The organism is Pseudomonas sp. EA_105y_Pfl2_R69, assembly GCF_963970915.1.
In the GTDB taxonomy this organism is placed as follows: domain Bacteria; phylum Pseudomonadota; class Gammaproteobacteria; order Pseudomonadales; family Pseudomonadaceae; genus Aquipseudomonas.
This window is the reverse complement of sequence record NZ_CAXAOO010000009.1, coordinates 83,905-100,396: the sequence shown is the minus strand read 5'-3', so window position 1 is coordinate 100,396 and position 16,492 is coordinate 83,905. Positions and strand designations below refer to the sequence as shown.

Genomic DNA, 16,492 nt, shown 5'->3' with positions numbered 1-16,492 from the left:
GGATGCGAATGGCAGATCAGCCCGGTCCGCCGCCGACTACTACCAGGTCATAGCCGCTCAGGGGGTGTTCCTAGGGTTTAGCGAACCAGGGCCGCACTGGCCGCCGGGCGTTGGCGCAGCAAGTGGAAAGCGCCAAAGGCCGCCACGGCGAACAGGCTATTCAGCAACACCATAGGCCACGCCGTGCCATCCGCCAGCAGGCTGAGCAAGACGCCGCTGCAGGTGGCCCCGGCCATCTGCGCGAAGCCCATAAAGCCTGCGGCCAGGCCAGCGCGGTGGGCATTAGGAATAACCGCGCCAGCCACCGAAGCCGGCAGCAACATGCCCCCGCCCAGGGTGATCAGCACCTGCGGCAATGACAGGCCGAGCAGCGACAAGCCAAACAGCAGATAGATCGCCAACGTCGCCAACGCTCCGCTCACCACCAGTGCCACACCTATACCGACGATCTTCTCCGGGCCCATCTGCAAGATGCGTCGCTGGGTGAACAACGCGCCGGCGATCAGCGCCGAAACAATTGCCGCGAAGGTGATGCCGTATTGCGCCGGGCTTAGGCCGAGCAAACCGATATACACGGAGGAAGAGCCGGCAATCACCGCGAACATCGCGCCATAGGTGCAGGCCAGCGTCAGGGCCAGCGCGCGAAACGAGGCAGCGCGCAGCAGATCTGCATAGTTACCGGCCAAGCGATTCAGCTGCCCGGCTTGCGGATCCAGTTGTCGATTGCTTTCACGGTACAGGCCCAGCACTGCAGCAACGATGGCAACGCCGATCAGCAGCGCCAAGGCAATCGGCGCGCGCCAGCCGCCATACAGCATCAATACACCGCCCAGCATCGGCGACAGGACGATGGCGCAAAGCATGCCAATCACCGTCAGCGCCAATGCTGGCCCAGCCTGCGCTTGCCACACGTCACGCACGATGGCCCGCGCCAGCACCAGCGCAGCGCAAGCGCCCAAGCCTTGCAGCACACGGGCGGCGATAAACTCGCCCATGCTGCTGGTCAGCAGCATCCACAAGGTGGCGAGCAGATAGACCAACAGCCCGGCGATCAGCACCGGACGCCGGCCGATACGATCCGACAATGGGCCGAGCAGCAACTGGCCCAGACCAAAGGCGGCAACGAAAGCCGATAAAGCCAACAGGCTGCTGCCGGGGCGAGCCGTCATGACCAGCTCGATAGCGCCCAGGCTGGGGATGATCAGCTGGGTGGAAATCTCTCCAAGGGCGGTCAGGGCCACCAGAATCAGTAGCAGGCTGCGCGACGGCAAGGGGTAGCAGTGCATGGGCGTGGGTCCTGTGATCATGGCTGGCGTGGCTCGCCAAGCACTAACATTTCAACCATAATATAAACAATCAAATTACGCTTGTAATTTTAAACCCATCGTTAACAGAGGCACGCCCCATGAGCACTCCATCACGCGAAGAAAAACTGGCTGAATGGCTCGCCGCCGAACAATCCATGCGCGCCAGCCTAGGCTCACCCGGCAGCATGAGCCTGGCGCAGGTCAGCGAACTGTTGCCGCAGGAGTTCTTTGACGGCATCGGCCGCGGTGAACTGCCCTCGCCGCCCATCGGCCACCTGATGGATTTTGTGCCACTGCAATGGTCATCCGGGCACTTCGTGTTTCAGGGCACACCCGATGCGCGCCATTACAACCCGCTGGGCAGCGTGCACGGCGGCTATGCGGCCACCCTGCTCGACTCCTGCATGGGCTGCGCCATCCACACCCAGCTGCAGCGCGGCCAGGGTTACACCACCACTGATCTGCGCATCAGCTATATCCGTGCGCTCAGCACCAAGGTCGGACCGATCCGCGCCGAAGGCCGTATTGTGCACATTGGCCGCACCACAGCGCTGGCTGAAGGGCGCATCTACGATGTCGACGACCGCCTGTACGCCGTCGGCTCAACCACCTGCCTGATTCTCAGCATGCCAGGGGCATCGTCTGCACCTGGCACTGAAACACCGGGACGAAGCGAGTAAGATGGCAGGTAACATCTGAAACCAGCGGCCAGGTACTCCATGCGTTATTCCGAAGACCATAAAGCCCAGACACACCAGCGTATTATCGAAGAAGCCGCGCGCCTGTTCCGCCGTGATGGCGTCGGCGCAACTGGCCTGCAGCCCTTGATGAAGACCCTGGGCCTGACCCATGGCGGCTTCTACGCCCACTTCAAATCGAAAGATGAGCTGGTGGAAACCGCCCTGCGCCACAGCGCTGAAAAGCTGACGGCGGTCACCAACGAGATGGCCAACAGCGATAAACCGCTGACCCGCCTGATCAGCGGCTACCTGTCGTCCTCCCACCGCGCCAACCCGGGCGATGGCTGTCCGCTGCCGACCATGTCCGCCGAGCTGGGCCAGCGCGGCGCGCCCAGCCCGGTGACCGATGAACTGATACGCGACCGCCTGCATGCCATCGAGGCCGGCCTGCACGGCGAGCATGCCGATCAGCAGAGCGTGCTGATTCTCAGCGCCATGGTCGGTGCCCTGCTGCTGTCACGCAGCGTCAGCGACCCGGAACTGTCGGACCGCTTGCTGAAAACCACCCGCCGCCTGCTGATCGAACAGAACACCGGGGCAACCCCAGCCACGGTCTGACACCCGTTCAGGTCGCTCACAGCAAAAGCCCCGACTGTTTCCAGTCGGGGTTTTTTGTTACTCCAGGCTTTATTTGTAGCGGGCGGCTGCACTGCTGTGGGAAAGGTTCGGCCCCAACTTGGCCCGAGCGCTGACCAGCTCGGCCCAGTCGGCGGCGTCCGGCAATGAAGGGATGGTCACCAGTTCACCCTGATCGAAACCGGCCAGGGCGGCATCGACCATCTCGCCGACCTCCATGACCATGCTCGGCGGCAGCGCCGACTCGTCCATGCCGCTGCGCTCCCAGATCTCGGTGCGAGTGATGCCGGGCAATACCGCCTGCACCTGTACCCCGAGCTTGCCAATTTCACCCTGCAGGGTCTGACTGAGGCTGAGCACATAGGCCTTGGTCGCGCTGTAGACGGCATTGAACATCTCCGGGGCCAAGGCCACCACCGAGGCGATATTGATAACTGCCCCGCGCCCGGCGGCGGTGAAGTTGGCGGCGGCTGCGGTGGACAGGTGAGTCAGCGCAACGACATTGAGCAGGATCATCCGATCCGCGGTGTCGAGATCGGCCTCGGCCAGTTGACCGTTCATGGCCATGCCGGCGTTATTGACCAACAAGCTGATGGCCTTGTCAGTGCGCAGGCGCTGGGTGACGGCGTGCAGATCGGCCTTGTCGGTCAAATCGGCCTTGAGCACCTCGACATTCACCCCATGCACCTGGTTCAAGCGCCCGGCTAGAGCCTCAAGACGCGGCAGGTCGCGGGCCACCAGCAATAGGTCATAGCCGCGGCGCGCCAGGCGTTCGGCGTAGGTGGCACCAATGCCTGAAGAAGCACCGGTGATCAGGGCGATACCTTTGTCGTTTGGCGTGCTCATGGGGTGTCTCCTGGAGTTTGGCTGGGCTGATGCTGACTGCAAGCATGATGCACCCAATTAGATTACGACCACAATATAAAATATATATGTCACTCATAATTTAATTTATCGAAACCGCAGACCCATCCGGCGGATAAAGCGTCAGACACAAAAAAGGCGGACAACCCATAAAGGTTGTCCGCCTTTTTGCAACGCAGCGCTTTTCGCCTATTAGCTACGAATCAGGTGATCGAAGGCGCTCAGCGACGCCTTGGCCCCCTCGCCCACGGCGATCACGATCTGCTTGTACGGCACGGTGGTGACGTCGCCGGCGGCGAAGATACCCGGCACATTGGTGCCGCCCTTGGCATCGACGATGATCTCGCCTCGGGGCGACAACTCGATCACGCCCTTGAGCCAGTCGCTGTTGGGCAGCAGGCCAATCTGCACGAAGATGCCTTCCAGCTCGATGCTGCGCAGCTCCTCGGTGTTGCGGTCCTGGTAGACCAGGGCATTGACCTTCTGCCCATCGCCTTTGACCTCGGTGGTCAGCGCGCTCTTGATAATGGTCACATTGGCCAGGCTGGCCAGTTTCTTCTGCAGCACCGCATCGGCGCGCAACTGGCTGTCGAACTCGATCAGGGTGACCTGGGCGACGATGCCGGCCAGGTCGATGGCCGCTTCCACGCCGGAGTTGCCGCCGCCGATCACCGCCACCCGCTTGCCCTTGAACAGCGGGCCGTCGCAATGCGGGCAGTAGGCCACGCCCTTGCCGCGGTACTCCTGCTCGCCGGGTACATTCATCTCCCTCCAGCGCGCGCCGGTGGCCAGGATCAGGGTCTTGGCTTTGAGCGAAGCGCCACTGTCGAAGCGCACCTCATGCAGGCCACCTTCACCCTGAGCAGGAATCAGCGCCGTGGCGCGTTGCAGGTTCATGATGTCGACTTCGTACTGCTTGACGTGCTCTTCCAGGGCGCGGACCAGCTTCGGCCCTTCGGTTTCCTGCACCGAGATAAAGTTCTCGATGGCCATGGTATCCAGCACCTGGCCGCCGAAACGTTCGGCGGCGACGCCGGTGCGAATGCCTTTACGCGCGGCATAGATGGCCGCCGCCGCACCGGCCGGGCCGCCGCCGACCACCAGCACATCGAAGGCGGCCTTGGCCTTGAGTTTCTCGGCATCGCGGCTGGCGGCACCGGTGTCGATCTTGGCGAGGATTTCCTTCACTTCCATACGGCCGGAGGCGAACACCTCACCATTCAGGTAGATGCTCGGCACGGCCATGATCTGACGGCGCTCGACCTCTTCCTGGAACAGCGCGCCGTCGATGGAGACGTTGCGAATATTCGGGTTGAGCACGGCCATCAGGTTCAGCGCCTGAACCACGTCCGGGCAGTTCTGGCAGGACAGCGAGAAATAGGTCTCGAACTCGAACTTGCCTTCAACAGCCTGAATCTGCGCGATGGTTTCGGCATCCAGCTTGGACGGGTGACCACCTACCTGCAGCAGCGCCAGTACCAGCGAGGTGAACTCGTGGCCCATGGGGATACCGGCGAAGGTCAGGCCGATGTCCGCACCTGGGCGGTTGAGCGAGAACGACGGACGGCGAGCGTCGCTGCCATCGGTCTTCAGGGTGATCTTGTCGGTCAGACCGACGATGCTCTGGAGCAGTTCGAGCAGCTCCTGGGATTTCGCGCTGTCATCGAGGGACGCGACGATCTCGAACGGCAGGGTGACCTTTTCCAGGTAGGCCTTCAACTGGGTTTGCAGGTTTGCGTCCAACATGGCGGAGAGTCCTCAATGACAAAAATTCGGGGCAATAAAAAATTGTCAGGAACAATTTTTAACGTCGCGTAGCGACGGCCTGCAGGGTGCCGCCATGGAATGGCAGGCAATAAAATGCCCGGGCGGATCGCGCCCAGGCATCGGGCACCACTAGGGTCGGGTCTCGACCCTGACAGCGCTAAGTACTCCCCTCCCCGAGCCTGAGCCCAGGGAAGGTGTAGGCAGATTTAGATCTTGCCAACCAGGTCCAGGGAAGGAGCCAGAGTCTTCTCGCCTTCTTTCCACTTGGCTGGGCACACTTCACCCGGGTGAGCGGCGGTGTACTGGGCTGCTTGCAGCTTGCGCAGGGTTTCCGATACGTCACGGGCGATTTCGTTGGAGTGGATTTCCACGGTCTTGATCACGCCTTCCGGGTTGATCAGGAAGGTGCCGCGCAGGGCCAGGCCTTCTTCTTCGATGTGCACGCCGAAAGCACGGGTCAGGGCGTGGGTCGGATCACCTACCAGCGGGAACTGAGCCTTGCCAACAGCAGGCGAAGTTTCGTGCCAGACCTTGTGCGAGAAGTGGGTGTCGGTGGTGACGATGTACACCTCGGTGCCGGCATCGCGGAAGGCGGCGTAGTTGTTGGCGGCGTCTTCGATTTCGGTCGGGCAGTTGAAGGTGAAGGCAGCCGGCATAAAGATCAGCACCGACCACTGGCCCTTCAGGGACTCCTCGGTCACTTCGATAAACTTACCGTTGTGAAACGCATTGGCCTTGAACGGTTGAACCTGGGTGTTGATAAGGGACATCGTGGATTCCTTGTGAGGGTTGAAAAAGCTACAGGGCGCATCTTAGCCACTTCGGCGCAGAAAGCTTATTGATTGCCGCCATGGTTTCGATTGATTAAGCCAATCGACACCCCGGTTCATACCAGGGTCGGGTCTATCACCAGTACCAGCTTGCCATTGACTCTATTACTCGCCAGCTCGGCAAAGGCCGCTTCGGCCTCTTCGACCGGGAAACTGCCCTGCAGGTTCGGTTTGAGCCGTCCTTCGCCGAACAGCGGCCAGACGAACTGCTGCAGGTCGTGCAGCAGCGCGGCCTTGAACTGCTCGTCGCGGCTGCGCAGGGTCGAGCCGATCAGCTGGATGCGCTTGCCCAGCAGCAAGGCAAAGTCCAGTTCGGCCTTGCGCCCGCCCATCAGGCCGATATTGATCCAGCGCCCGTCCTGAGCCAGCAGCCCCAGATTGAGCGCCGCGTAATTGCCGCCGACCGGATCGAGAATCACATCGAAAGGCGCGAAGTCGCCCAGGGCCTGCAGCTGCTCATCGCCGCGCAGCACGCCACCTTGAGCCCCCAAGGCTTCGCAGTAGGCCAGGCGCTCCGGGGCACCGACACTGACCCAGCACGGGCTGCCAAAGGCCCGGCACAACTGGATAGCCGCCGAACCGACGCCACTGGCACCGGCATGCAGCAGCACCTTCTCGCCGGGCCTGAGGCCGGCCAGCTGAAACAGATTGAGCCAGGCGGTAGCGAACACCTCCGGCAACGCCGCCGCTTCATGCAACGTCACGCCCTGCGGCACCGGCAGGGCATGGCGAGCGTCGACCACTACCTCCTCGGCCATGCCACCACCGGCCAGCAGCGCGCAGACCCGATCGCCCACCTGCCAGTCGCAACCGGCCCCCACTTCGCTGACGATACCGGCACATTCCAGGCCCAGCACCGGGCTGACCCCGGGCGGCGGCGGATAGAGCCCGGCACGCTGCAACAAGTCGGCACGATTGAGTCCGGCGGCGGCCACGCGAATGCGAATTTCCCCAATATCACAGGCCGGTGCGGGCTGCTGCGCCCATACCACACGGCCTTCAACGCCTTGCAATGCCTTCACGCTGCCTCCATAGTGCTATTAACCCCTGCCTGGCGCTGAGCGCTGGGCTTTTGCATTGCGCCGATGGAACTGGGCGCCCTTATTGACGGCCTAAAATGCGTTATCAACTGCCCAAACGTCGAATCAGCATGAAGCGATCCCTGCTTAGCGTCACCCTTGCCTTCTCGGTTGCGCTGAGCGCCTTGCCGCTGGCGGCGAAAACCACCAGCGCCGATCCCTGGGAATACCTGCAGCCGGACCGCGAGCAGGTGATTGCCAGCCTCAACGTGGTCGAGTTGCTCAAGCGCCACCATTACAACAAGCCACCGCTGAACGACGAACGCTCGGTAAAGATCTATCAGGGCTACCTGAAGATGCTCGACCCTTCGCGCAGCTACTTCACCGCAGGCGACATTGCCGAGTTCGATCAGTGGAGCACCAACTTCGACGACCTGCTCAAAAGCGGCAACCTGGAGCCCGGCTTCATTATCTACAAACGCCACCTGCAACGTCTGCAGAGTCGCCTGCAGTTTGCCTTGAACATGCTCGAGCAGGGCGTAGACGAGATCGACTTCGGGGTCGATGAAAACCTGCTGATCGACCGTGAAAATGCCCCCTGGGCCAAGGATCTCGATGCCCTCGACGACCTCTGGCGCAAACGCGTCAAGGATGAAGTGCTGCGCCTGAAGATCGCCGGCAAGGAACCCAAGGCCATTCAGGAACTGTTGGTCAAGCGCTACAAGAACCAATTGACCCGCCTGCAGCAAACCCGTGGCGAAGACGTGTTCCAGACCTATATCAACGCCTTCGCCATGTCCTACGACCCGCACACCACCTACCTCTCCCCGGACAACGCGGAGAACTTCGACATCAATATGAGCCTGTCGCTGGAAGGTATCGGTGCCGTGCTGCAGAGCGATAACGAACACGTCAAGGTGGTGCGCCTGGTTCCGGCCGGCCCGGCCGAGAAGAGCAAGCAGATCGCCCCGGCGGACAAGATCGTCGGCGTGGCCCAGGGCGACAAGGAAATGGTCGACGTGATCGGCTGGCGCCTGGACGAAGTGGTCAAGCTGATCCGCGGGCCTAAAGGTTCCAAGGTACGCCTGGAGGTCATCCCCGCCAGCAATGCGCCGAATGACCAGACCAGCAAGGTGGTGGCCATCGTTCGCGAGGCGGTCAAACTGGAAGAGCAGGCGGCGAAGAAGTCCGTACTCAAGCTCAAGCACGAAGGCCGCGACTACAAGCTCGGCGTCATCGAGATTCCGGCCTTCTATCTGGACTTCAAGGCCTTCCGTGCCGGCGACCCGGACTACAAGAGCACCACCCGCGACGTCAAACGCCTGCTCACCGAGCTGGAAAAGGACAAGGTCGACGGTGTGGTCATCGACCTGCGCAACAACGGCGGCGGCTCGCTGCAGGAAGCCACCGAACTGACCGGCCTGTTTATCGACCAGGGCCCCACCGTGCTGGTGCGCAATAGCGACGGTCGCGTCGATGTGCTGGCCGACGAGAACACCGGCATCTACTACGAAGGCCCGCTGGCCGTGCTGGTCAATCGCCTGTCGGCCTCGGCTTCGGAAATTTTCGCCGGAGCCATGCAGGACTATCACCGCGCCCTGATTCTCGGCGGCCAGACCTTCGGCAAGGGCACGGTACAGACCATCCAGCCGCTTAACCATGGCGAACTGAAGCTGACCCTGGCCAAGTTCTACCGGGTCTCTGGGCAGAGCACCCAGCACCAGGGGGTGATTCCGGACATCCAGTACCCGGACATGATGGACACCAAGGAAATCGGCGAAAGTGCCCTGCCCGAGGCCCTGCCATGGGACAGCATCAAGCCGGCGATCAAACCCGAACTGGATCCGATCAAGCCGCTCCTGGCCGAGCTGCAGGCCCGCTATGAAAACCGTACGACCAAGAATGCCGACTTCACCTTCGCTCGCCAGCGCCTGCAGCTGTCGCAGAAGCTGATGGAAGAAACCACCGTCAGCCTCAACGAGAGCAAACGGCGCGCCCAGCACAGCGACATCGAGGGTCAGCAACTGGCCATCGAGAACGGCCTGCGCAAGGCCAAAGGCGAAGCCCTGCTGAGCAAGCTCAAGGTAGAAGACGAGGATGCATTGCCGGTCGAAGACAAGAAAACCAAACCGGAAGACGATGCCTACCTCGCCGAAACCGGGCGTATCCTCCTCGATTACCTGGGGCTCGACACCCGCTTGGCCAAGCACTAAACAGCGAGCGTCATCAAAGGGTCATCAAACTGTCGTGAAATGCGAGGACCGGTAGCCATACCCGTCCTCGTTTTTTATGCCTACAGAGACCCGCCATGATCGTCACCGAGCAGTTGAGCGCGCTGGACACCCTCCTCGCCAATGGCGACCTGCATAGCCTGTTTCAACCTATTTTCTCGCTCTCCGAGCGGCGCATCCTCGGCTACGAAGCCCTTAGTCGAGGCCCGTCCAATGGTGCCCTGCACTCGCCTATCAACCTGTTTGCCGTGGCCCGCCATGCCGGCCGCCTGAGCGAGCTGGAACTGTTGTGCCGCAAGAACGCCTGCCAGCGTTTCAGCCAGCAGAAACTCGAGGGCAAACTGTTTCTCAACGTCTCCCCCGACTCCCTGCTGGCACCCCGACACCAGCCGGGGCGCACCCTGCAACTGCTGCAGTCGTTGGGTATTCCGCCGAGCCAGGTGGTGATCGAACTGACCGAGCAATCGCCGACCGAGGACTTCGCGCTGCTCGACACCGCCCTGCACCACTATCGCGCCATGGGCTTTTCCATCGCCCTGGACGACCTTGGTGCCGGCTACTCGAGCCTGCGCCTGTGGTCGGAGCTGCGCCCCGACTATGTGAAGATCGACCGCCACTTTATCGACGGCATCCACCTGGATGCGGTCAAACGCGAGTTCGTCGGTTCGATCCTGAAAATGGCCAAGGCCTCCCGCGCCCAAGTGATAGCCGAAGGCATCGAACTCCCCGAAGAGCTTGCAGTATTGGCGGAAATGGGCGTCGACCTGCTCCAGGGTTACCTGCTCTGTCGCCCACAGGAGCAGCCGCCGCGGGACGCCGCCAACCTACTGCCCAGCGCAACCACCAGCAGTCCGCTGTGCGAGGACGTCAGCGACCTGCGCGGCCTCCTCAGCCCGCAACGCGCAGTAGCCCTGAGCACCCCCACCAGCGAAGTGCTGGAAATGTTCCGCGCCCAGGCCAACCTGAACTCGCTAGCGGTACTCGACGACGCTCAACAGCCCGCCGGCATCGTGCATCGCCACTCGCTAGCCGAAGCCTTGCTCAAGCCCTTCGCCAACGAACTGTTCGCCCGCAAGCCCATTAGCCGCCTGATGAGTGATGACTACCTCGCGGTGGAGTCCAGCCAGTCGCTGCAGCAGGTCAGCCGCCTGCTCACCAGCCGCGCCCGCCAACGTATCGAAGAAGACTTCATCATCACCCTGGACGGCCGCTATCAGGGCCTGGGCCGAGTGATCGACGTACTCAAGCTGATCACCGAACTGAAGATCCAGCAGGCCCGCTACGCCAACCCGCTGACCCTGCTGCCAGGCAATGTACCGATCCAGCAGTGCCTGACCCGCCTGTTGCAGCAGAGCCGCGAAGCCGTTATCTGCTACGTGGATATCGACAACTTCAAGCCGTTCAACGATATCTACGGCTACGCCAAGGGCGATGAAGTGCTGCTCAGCCTGGCGCAGTGCCTGAATGAGCGGGTCGACCCGACTCGGGACTTTGTCGGCCATATTGGCGGCGATGACTTTCTCCTGGTGCTCGGTTCCCAGGACTGGCGCGCACGGCTCAATCGCCTGCTGGAAGATTTCCAGAGCCAGTGCCGCCGTTTCTACCGTGAAGAAGACCTGCACGCGGGCTGCTTTGTCGCCAAGGATCGTAGCGGCAAACGCCAGGAGTACGCCCTACTGTCCTTGTCGCTGGGTGTGGTGCATGTGCACCCAGAGCACTGCGCCCAGCTCGATGCCAGCCAGCTCGCGGGGCTGGCCTCGGAAGCCAAGCGCCATGCCAAGGCGGTACCGGGCTACAGCCTGCATATCATCGATACCCAGGCCCTCTCGGCCGCCTGAGCTTGCGCTACAGACCGCTGAGCTGGCTGGCCCGGGCGGCAAACCGCGCAGCAAGCTCGGCATCGGCCGCCAGCCCCGGTGCGCCGTCGCGGTACAGGGTCGCCAGCCGCTGAGCCGCCACCGGGTGCCCGGCCTGCGCACCCAGGGTCCACCAGATAACGGCCTGCGGCGCATCCGGCGCATGCCGGGCATCGCCAGCCAGGCTCAGGGCCCCGAGCTGATAGGCCGCCTTGCCATCGCCGGCATTGGCCGCCAAACCGAGCAAACGCCGCCCCTCGTCGCGCGCCCCCAGGCCCTGGCCGCGAAACAGCAGAATATGCCCATAGAAGCTCTGCGCCTGGCTATCCCCCAGGTTGGCCATACGGGAGAACTGCCCTTCCATCCAGCGCCAGGCACGCGGCTGCTTGACCAGCCACGCCCAGTGGAACAGACGGCGCGCCAGCAGGTAGCCGATGCGCGCACGTAGCGCGCCAAACATCAGGCGTCTTCCGGGTAGCTGAACTCGAACACCCGGGCCACTTCGGCGGCATGCCAGGACGCCGCAGCGATGCCATCGGAGGCTCCGCTGAAACGCCCCAGACGCGAGACACACTCGAAGAACCCGGTGCGCGGCAGACGGCTGGCCCCCTGACTGATCACCAAGGCACTGCGCAGCGGCCGCTCGGCTCGCGCGTCCATGGCAGCCAGATGCTCCAGCGCTGCCGCCAGGGTCTGCATCGCCGGGCTGGGCAGCGCCAGCCGCTCGATCAGCGCCCTGTAGGTCAGCAAATGCCGTTGCCGCTGGGCCTCCTCAAGCTCGGCGAGCAGGGCTTGCCAGTGTTGTCGACTGATGCTCACGCTCAAGGCTGTAACTCCCAACCATCCACACCCAGATGCCAGGCCAGGGCACGCTGAATAGCGGCATCCGGCTGACGCTCGCCACTTTCGATCATGGCCAGATAATGCGGGCTGATCCCCACATTACGTGCCAACTGCTCGGCGCTCAGGCCTTTGGCCTCACGCAGGGCCGCCAGCTGACTCAAGGGCGGCCGCCCCTCGGGCCCCGCCTGTTCGACAGCGGGGGCTGTGCGCCCGGCCGCCTGCAATAACGCCTGATACTGCGCCCAGGGCAACACCGCATATTCCGGCTCGCCGTCGCGCTCAATCACCTGCACATTCATCTTTCCATCTCCATGCCAAGCGCTGGGACGCCAATTACCCGCAACAACAGCGACAGAACACCCAGCCACTCTCTTAGCCACTCCAGTTCAGGTCCGCATCTTAACAGCCCGCCGCGGCAAAACGCGTGTTCTATACTGCCCCAGCGACACCCTGTGCATACTGAGGGCCGTGCTGTGCGTAGCTTGATATTTATAGTATTGACCAGTTGCAGCGCATGGAGCAGCGCCGAGGAGATACGCTGGGGATTCGCCAGCGCCGATGGCATGCCCTATGTCGAGGTGGTCGAGCAGCAACTGCACGACGGCTTTATCTATAACCTCGGCCTGCAGGCCAGCCAGCAGCTCGGTTACCAGGCGCGCTTCGTGGAGACGCCCAACAAGCGCATCGAGACGTTCATGCAGCGCGGCCGCATCCACGTGATCTGCAACAGCAACCCGCAATGGATGGCCGACCCACGGCGCTATCATTGGTCGCCGCCGCTCTATGAAGAAGAGGATGTGCTGCTGCAACATAGCCAGCGAGCCCCCATCGCCAGCCTGGACGACCTGCTTGGCAAGGTCATCGGCACCCAGCTTGGTTATGTCTATAGCGTTCCCCTGATGGCCGCATTCGCCAACCAGCAGATCACCCGCCAGAATCTGCGTGACCTCGGCAGCGGCCTGAACCTGCTGCGCAAACAGCGCCTGGATGCCATTATCGAGATGCGCCGCCCCGCCAGCTTTCAACTGGCCAGACAACCGGATGCGCCACTGCAGATCAGCCCCTGGGTCATTGAGCGCTACCAGATGCACTGCACCTACAGCCCCAAGTTGCCGGTCAGCCCCGAACAACTGGACCGGGTCCTGCAGACCCTGCGCGATCAGGGGGTGATCAGCCGGCTGTTGGGCGATACCTGAACAAAACGGCCCGCTAACTATCCAGCCCCTGCTGCGGCTCATCCGCCACCGGCAAACGCTCGATCTTGCGCAGCGTCTCGGGGGACTGGGCCATTCGCCAGGCCTGAAACGCCGCAAGCTCGTCGCGCCAGGTGCGCAGCACCCAGGCCAGCACCGCCAGGTCATCGACAAAGCCGATCGCCGGCAACCAGTCCGGCAGCGCATCCATGGGGGTAACGAAGTACAGCAAGGCCGCCACAACCGCCAGTAACGCTTGCCGGCTGACGGCGCGATACTCGCCCCGCCACCAGGCCAGGCACAGGCCCTGCAAGAGTTCGAGATCATCGCGCAAGGCCGCCAGAGAGGCCCCGGCCTTTTCCCGCTTGCGCGCCACCGACAACAGCAGCCCGGGCAAACGTCCTGCGCCGAGGAAACGTTGTGCCAAAAGCAGGTAACGCGCGAATCTTTTCGGTGCTTTCATCACCCTATCCCTTCAATCCCGCATGCTTACTGGGCTGGCTTGGGTTATCCACTAAAGCTGTGGATAACCTTGTGAACAGATTATCCATAACCCCGGCAAACGCCCAGCCCATGCGGCCTCGCCACAGATCGGGCATTTTTTATCCAGCGGCATAAAAACCATATAAATCAATAAGTTAAAAATAACAAATGGTTTCTATGGACATCTTGCCGCAGCCCCTGACAAAGATTATGAAAAATGTGCATAACCGTAACAGCCGCATCTCGATCACGCCCTTTCAAGACCCGCCTGTCATAGCTGACAGCGCTTTGCCAAGGGCAGAAACAACAACGCCCCGTCGAGACGGGGCGTTGTGTGCAGCAGAGGCGTGTTACTCCTCGCTGGGAGCTTCGGCTTCGGCGTTAGCGTCCTTGATGGCGATCAGTTCCAGATCGAACACCAGCACCGAATTGGCCGGGATGGCCGGCGTCGGGCTCTGCTCGCCATAGGCCAGCTCGCTCGGGATATACAGCTTGACCTTCTCGCCGACGTGCATCAGCTGCAGGCCTTCAACCCAACCCGGAATCACGCCACCGACCGGCAGGTCGATGGGGCTGCCACGCTCGATCGAGCTGTCGAATACGCTGCCGTCGGTCAATTTGCCTTCGTAGTGAACAGTCACCACATCGGTGGCTTTCGGCTGGGCACCTTCGGCCTTCTTGATCACTTCGTACTGCAGGCCGGATTCAGTGGTGACCACGCCTTCACGCTTGCCGTTGTCATCGAGGAATTTCTTGCCGGCCTTGGCCGATTCTTCGTTGAGGGCAGTCATGCGCTCTTCGGCACGCTTCTGCAGGAAAGCGAAGGCTTCGATCAGTTCTTCATCTTTCAGGCGCTGTTCCTTCTTGCCGATGGCGTCTTCGATGCCCTGGGCCACGGCATTCGAGTCGAGATCATCCATGCCTTCCTGAGCCAGGCTCTTGCCCATGTTCAGGCCAATGCCGTAGGAGGCTTTTTGCGCCGGGGTTTCCAGGGAGACTTCACTGGTTTGCGAATCACAACCCGCGAGAACCAACCCTACCAGGGCGACCGCCGCCGCTAAACGATGCTGTTTCATGCTTGTTCCTTGTCCGGTGCGCCCTAGGGCTTAATGGTGTGAAAGCGCGAGCTTAGCAGGCTGCCGCAATCACTGGCTACCGTGTTAGGAGGCAGAAAACGCGTATAAGTTCAGATGTTTAGCGTATTTAAGCGGATGCTTGAGAGGGCGTTGCGAAGTGTCACTGGGGAGATGAAGCGAGGAGAAAAATGGCGCAGCGGACGGGACTCGAACCCGCGACCCCCGGCGTGACAGGCCGGTATTCTAACCGACTGAACTACCGCTGCGCGTAACTTCAAAAAGCGAGTTGGTGGGTGATGACGGGATCGAACCGCCGACCCTCTGCTTGTAAGGCAGATGCTCTCCCAGCTGAGCTAATCACCCTTCACTCTCGAAGTGGGGCGCATTCTAGACAGCCATCCCCACCTTGGCAAGCCCTGATTTAAATATTTTTTATCGACATAGCAAAGGCTTAGCGCAGGGTTGGCCTAAACCGCCAAGGGGAGAATAATGCGCCCCCGAATGCAACCCGCAAGCCGCGCAGCGGTCGCAACAGTCTGCGCCCCCTGGATCTGGACTGGAACCAGGCACTGACGGCTTACGCTGCCTGCCACTGCCGGCAGGCCTGTTAATGGAGAGTCACCCCCTTATGTGGTTTCGCAACCTGCTGGTTTATCGCCTTACCCAGGACATCCCGTTCGACGCCGATGCGCTCGAAACGGCCCTCTCAGCCAAACCGGCCCGCTCGTGCGCCAGCCAGGAGCTCAGCACCTATGGCTTTATCGCCCCCTTCGGCAAGGGCGACGACGCGCCCCTGGTGCATGTCAGCGGTGACTTCCTGCTAATTGCCGCGCGCAAGGAAGAACGCATCCTGCCGGGCAGCGTGGTACGCGATGCGCTGAAGGACAAGGTCGACGAGATCGAAGCCGAGCAGATGCGCAAGGTCTACAAGAAGGAGCGCGACCAGCTCAAGGACGAGATCGTGCAGACCTTCCTGCCTCGCGCCTTTATTCGCAAATCCGCCACCTTTGCCGCCATCGCCCCCAAGCAGGGCCTGATCCTGGTCGACTCGGCCAGTGCCAAGCGCGCCGAAGACCTGCTGTCGACCCTGCGCGAGGCCATCGGCTCGCTGCCGGTACGCCCGCTGACCGTGAAGATCGCCCCCGGCGCGACCATGACCGACTGGGTCAAGACCCAGCAGGCAGCCGCCGACTTCCATGTACTGGACGAATGCGAACTGCGCGACACCCATGAGGATGGCGGCGTGGTGCGCTGCAAGCGCCAGGACCTGACCAGCGACGAAATCCAGCTGCACATGACCTCCGGCAAGCAGGTCACCCTGCTGTCCCTGGCCTGGCAGGACAAGCTGTCCTTCATGCTCGACGACAAGCTGGTGGTCAAGCGCCTGCGCTTCGAAGACCTGCTGCAGGATCAGGCCGAACAGGATGGCGGCGACGACGCCCTGGGCCAGCAGGACGCCAGCTTTACCCTGATGATGCTGACCCTGGTGGACTTCCTCCCGGCGCTGTTCGAAGCCCTGGGCGGCGAAGAGATGCCCCAGGGAATTTGACCGATCAATAAGCGGAGCAAGCGCAGAGAGACAGACCACTGATCCTCTGCTGCTTGCCCTCCCCCTGCCAATGTGCAAAATACTGCACAGCGTGAGGACGACCTCACCACTCAGCGAGTGATCACTACGGGACGGCCTCTATCTGTAATTGGAGGTTT

Annotated in this window: 16 protein-coding genes and 2 tRNA genes; 6 read left to right on the top strand and 12 right to left on the bottom strand. The window is 61.9% G+C overall.

What is annotated here, in order from left to right; translation table 11 throughout:
- Nucleotides 1-77: 77 nt before the first annotated feature.
- Nucleotides 78-1,286 (bottom strand): MFS transporter, encoded by a 1,209-nt coding sequence (locus AACY13_RS20870; protein WP_339463497.1) that lies wholly within the window; start codon nt 1,284-1,286, stop codon nt 78-80.
- A gap of 119 nt (nt 1,287-1,405) precedes the next feature.
- On the opposite strand from AACY13_RS20870, the gene AACY13_RS20865 reads away from it, so the two are divergent.
- A complete protein-coding gene (locus AACY13_RS20865; RefSeq protein ID WP_339463496.1) occupies nt 1,406-1,987 on the top strand; it encodes a PaaI family thioesterase in 582 nt (193 codons plus the stop codon).
- Nucleotides 1,988-2,026: 39 nt separating this feature from the next.
- The gene (locus tag AACY13_RS20860) at nt 2,027-2,605 is read left to right on the top strand and encodes a TetR/AcrR family transcriptional regulator (protein ID WP_339463495.1); all 579 of its coding nucleotides are present in this window, start codon (nt 2,027-2,029) and stop codon (nt 2,603-2,605) included.
- A gap of 69 nt (nt 2,606-2,674) precedes the next feature.
- Here the strand turns inward: AACY13_RS20860 and AACY13_RS20855 are convergent, their stop codons facing one another.
- The 4 genes from AACY13_RS20855 to AACY13_RS20840 all read right to left on the bottom strand — a co-directional run bounded on the left by AACY13_RS20855 (nt 2,675) and on the right by AACY13_RS20840 (nt 7,106).
- Nucleotides 2,675-3,469: an SDR family NAD(P)-dependent oxidoreductase gene (locus AACY13_RS20855; protein ID WP_339463494.1), complete on the bottom strand. Its 795-nt coding sequence runs from the start codon at nt 3,467-3,469 to the stop codon at nt 2,675-2,677.
- 210 nt (nt 3,470-3,679) lie between these two features.
- Nucleotides 3,680-5,233 carry an alkyl hydroperoxide reductase subunit F gene (gene ahpF / locus AACY13_RS20850; RefSeq protein ID WP_339463493.1) on the bottom strand — a complete coding sequence of 518 codons (1,554 nt, stop codon included), beginning with the start codon at nt 5,231-5,233 and terminating at the stop codon, nt 3,680-3,682.
- 227 nt (nt 5,234-5,460) lie between these two features.
- The gene (ahpC, locus tag AACY13_RS20845) at nt 5,461-6,024 is read right to left on the bottom strand and encodes an alkyl hydroperoxide reductase subunit C (RefSeq protein ID WP_339463492.1); all 564 of its coding nucleotides are present in this window, start codon (nt 6,022-6,024) and stop codon (nt 5,461-5,463) included.
- A 116-nt stretch (nt 6,025-6,140) separates the two neighbouring features.
- On the bottom strand, nt 6,141-7,106 hold the full coding sequence (locus tag AACY13_RS20840; protein WP_339463491.1) for an NAD(P)H-quinone oxidoreductase: 966 nt from the start codon (nt 7,104-7,106) through the stop codon (nt 6,141-6,143).
- Nucleotides 7,107-7,234: 128 nt separating this feature from the next.
- On the opposite strand from AACY13_RS20840, the gene AACY13_RS20835 reads away from it, so the two are divergent.
- A complete protein-coding gene (locus tag AACY13_RS20835) occupies nt 7,235-9,316 on the top strand; it encodes a carboxy terminal-processing peptidase (protein WP_339463490.1) in 2,082 nt (693 codons plus the stop codon).
- 95 nt (nt 9,317-9,411) lie between these two features.
- Nucleotides 9,412-11,172 carry a bifunctional diguanylate cyclase/phosphodiesterase gene (locus tag AACY13_RS20830; protein ID WP_339463489.1) on the top strand — a complete coding sequence of 587 codons (1,761 nt, stop codon included), beginning with the start codon at nt 9,412-9,414 and terminating at the stop codon, nt 11,170-11,172.
- Nucleotides 11,173-11,179: 7 nt separating this feature from the next.
- Here AACY13_RS20830 and AACY13_RS20825 read toward each other — a convergent pair whose 3' ends face one another.
- Genes AACY13_RS20825 through AACY13_RS20815 form a run of 3 tightly spaced genes read right to left on the bottom strand, consistent with a single transcriptional unit; the run spans nt 11,180 to nt 12,332 of the window.
- Complete coding sequence (locus AACY13_RS20825; RefSeq protein ID WP_339463488.1) at nt 11,180-11,650, bottom strand: sel1 repeat family protein; 471 nt, start codon at nt 11,648-11,650, stop codon at nt 11,180-11,182.
- Nucleotides 11,650-12,015, bottom strand: coding sequence for a hypothetical protein (locus tag AACY13_RS20820; protein ID WP_339463487.1), 366 nt, complete (start codon nt 12,013-12,015; stop codon nt 11,650-11,652). Before AACY13_RS20820 ends, AACY13_RS20825 begins: the two co-directional genes overlap by 1 nt.
- Complete coding sequence (locus tag AACY13_RS20815) at nt 12,012-12,332, bottom strand: helix-turn-helix domain-containing protein (protein WP_339463486.1); 321 nt, start codon at nt 12,330-12,332, stop codon at nt 12,012-12,014. The genes AACY13_RS20820 and AACY13_RS20815 overlap by 4 nt, the downstream gene beginning before the upstream one ends.
- Before the next feature lie 264 nt (nt 12,333-12,596).
- Here AACY13_RS20815 and AACY13_RS20810 point away from each other — a divergent pair, with 264 nt between their 5' ends.
- Complete coding sequence (locus tag AACY13_RS20810; RefSeq protein ID WP_445262604.1) at nt 12,597-13,229, top strand: substrate-binding periplasmic protein; 633 nt, start codon at nt 12,597-12,599, stop codon at nt 13,227-13,229.
- A gap of 13 nt (nt 13,230-13,242) precedes the next feature.
- Here the strand turns inward: AACY13_RS20810 and AACY13_RS20805 are convergent, their stop codons facing one another.
- The 4 genes from AACY13_RS20805 to AACY13_RS20790 all read right to left on the bottom strand — a co-directional run bounded on the left by AACY13_RS20805 (nt 13,243) and on the right by AACY13_RS20790 (nt 15,148).
- Nucleotides 13,243-13,689 (bottom strand): YkvA family protein, encoded by a 447-nt coding sequence (locus AACY13_RS20805; protein ID WP_339463484.1) that lies wholly within the window; start codon nt 13,687-13,689, stop codon nt 13,243-13,245.
- A 370-nt stretch (nt 13,690-14,059) separates the two neighbouring features.
- Nucleotides 14,060-14,785 (bottom strand): FKBP-type peptidyl-prolyl cis-trans isomerase, encoded by a 726-nt coding sequence (locus AACY13_RS20800; RefSeq protein WP_339463483.1) that lies wholly within the window; start codon nt 14,783-14,785, stop codon nt 14,060-14,062.
- 189 nt (nt 14,786-14,974) lie between these two features.
- Nucleotides 14,975-15,051, bottom strand: a tRNA-Asp gene (locus tag AACY13_RS20795).
- A gap of 21 nt (nt 15,052-15,072) precedes the next feature.
- Nucleotides 15,073-15,148: transfer RNA gene (locus tag AACY13_RS20790), tRNA-Val, on the bottom strand.
- A 265-nt stretch (nt 15,149-15,413) separates the two neighbouring features.
- On the opposite strand from AACY13_RS20790, the gene rdgC reads away from it, so the two are divergent.
- The gene (gene rdgC / locus AACY13_RS20785; RefSeq protein WP_339463482.1) at nt 15,414-16,334 is read left to right on the top strand and encodes a recombination-associated protein RdgC; all 921 of its coding nucleotides are present in this window, start codon (nt 15,414-15,416) and stop codon (nt 16,332-16,334) included.
- Nucleotides 16,335-16,492: the final 158 nt, after the last annotated feature.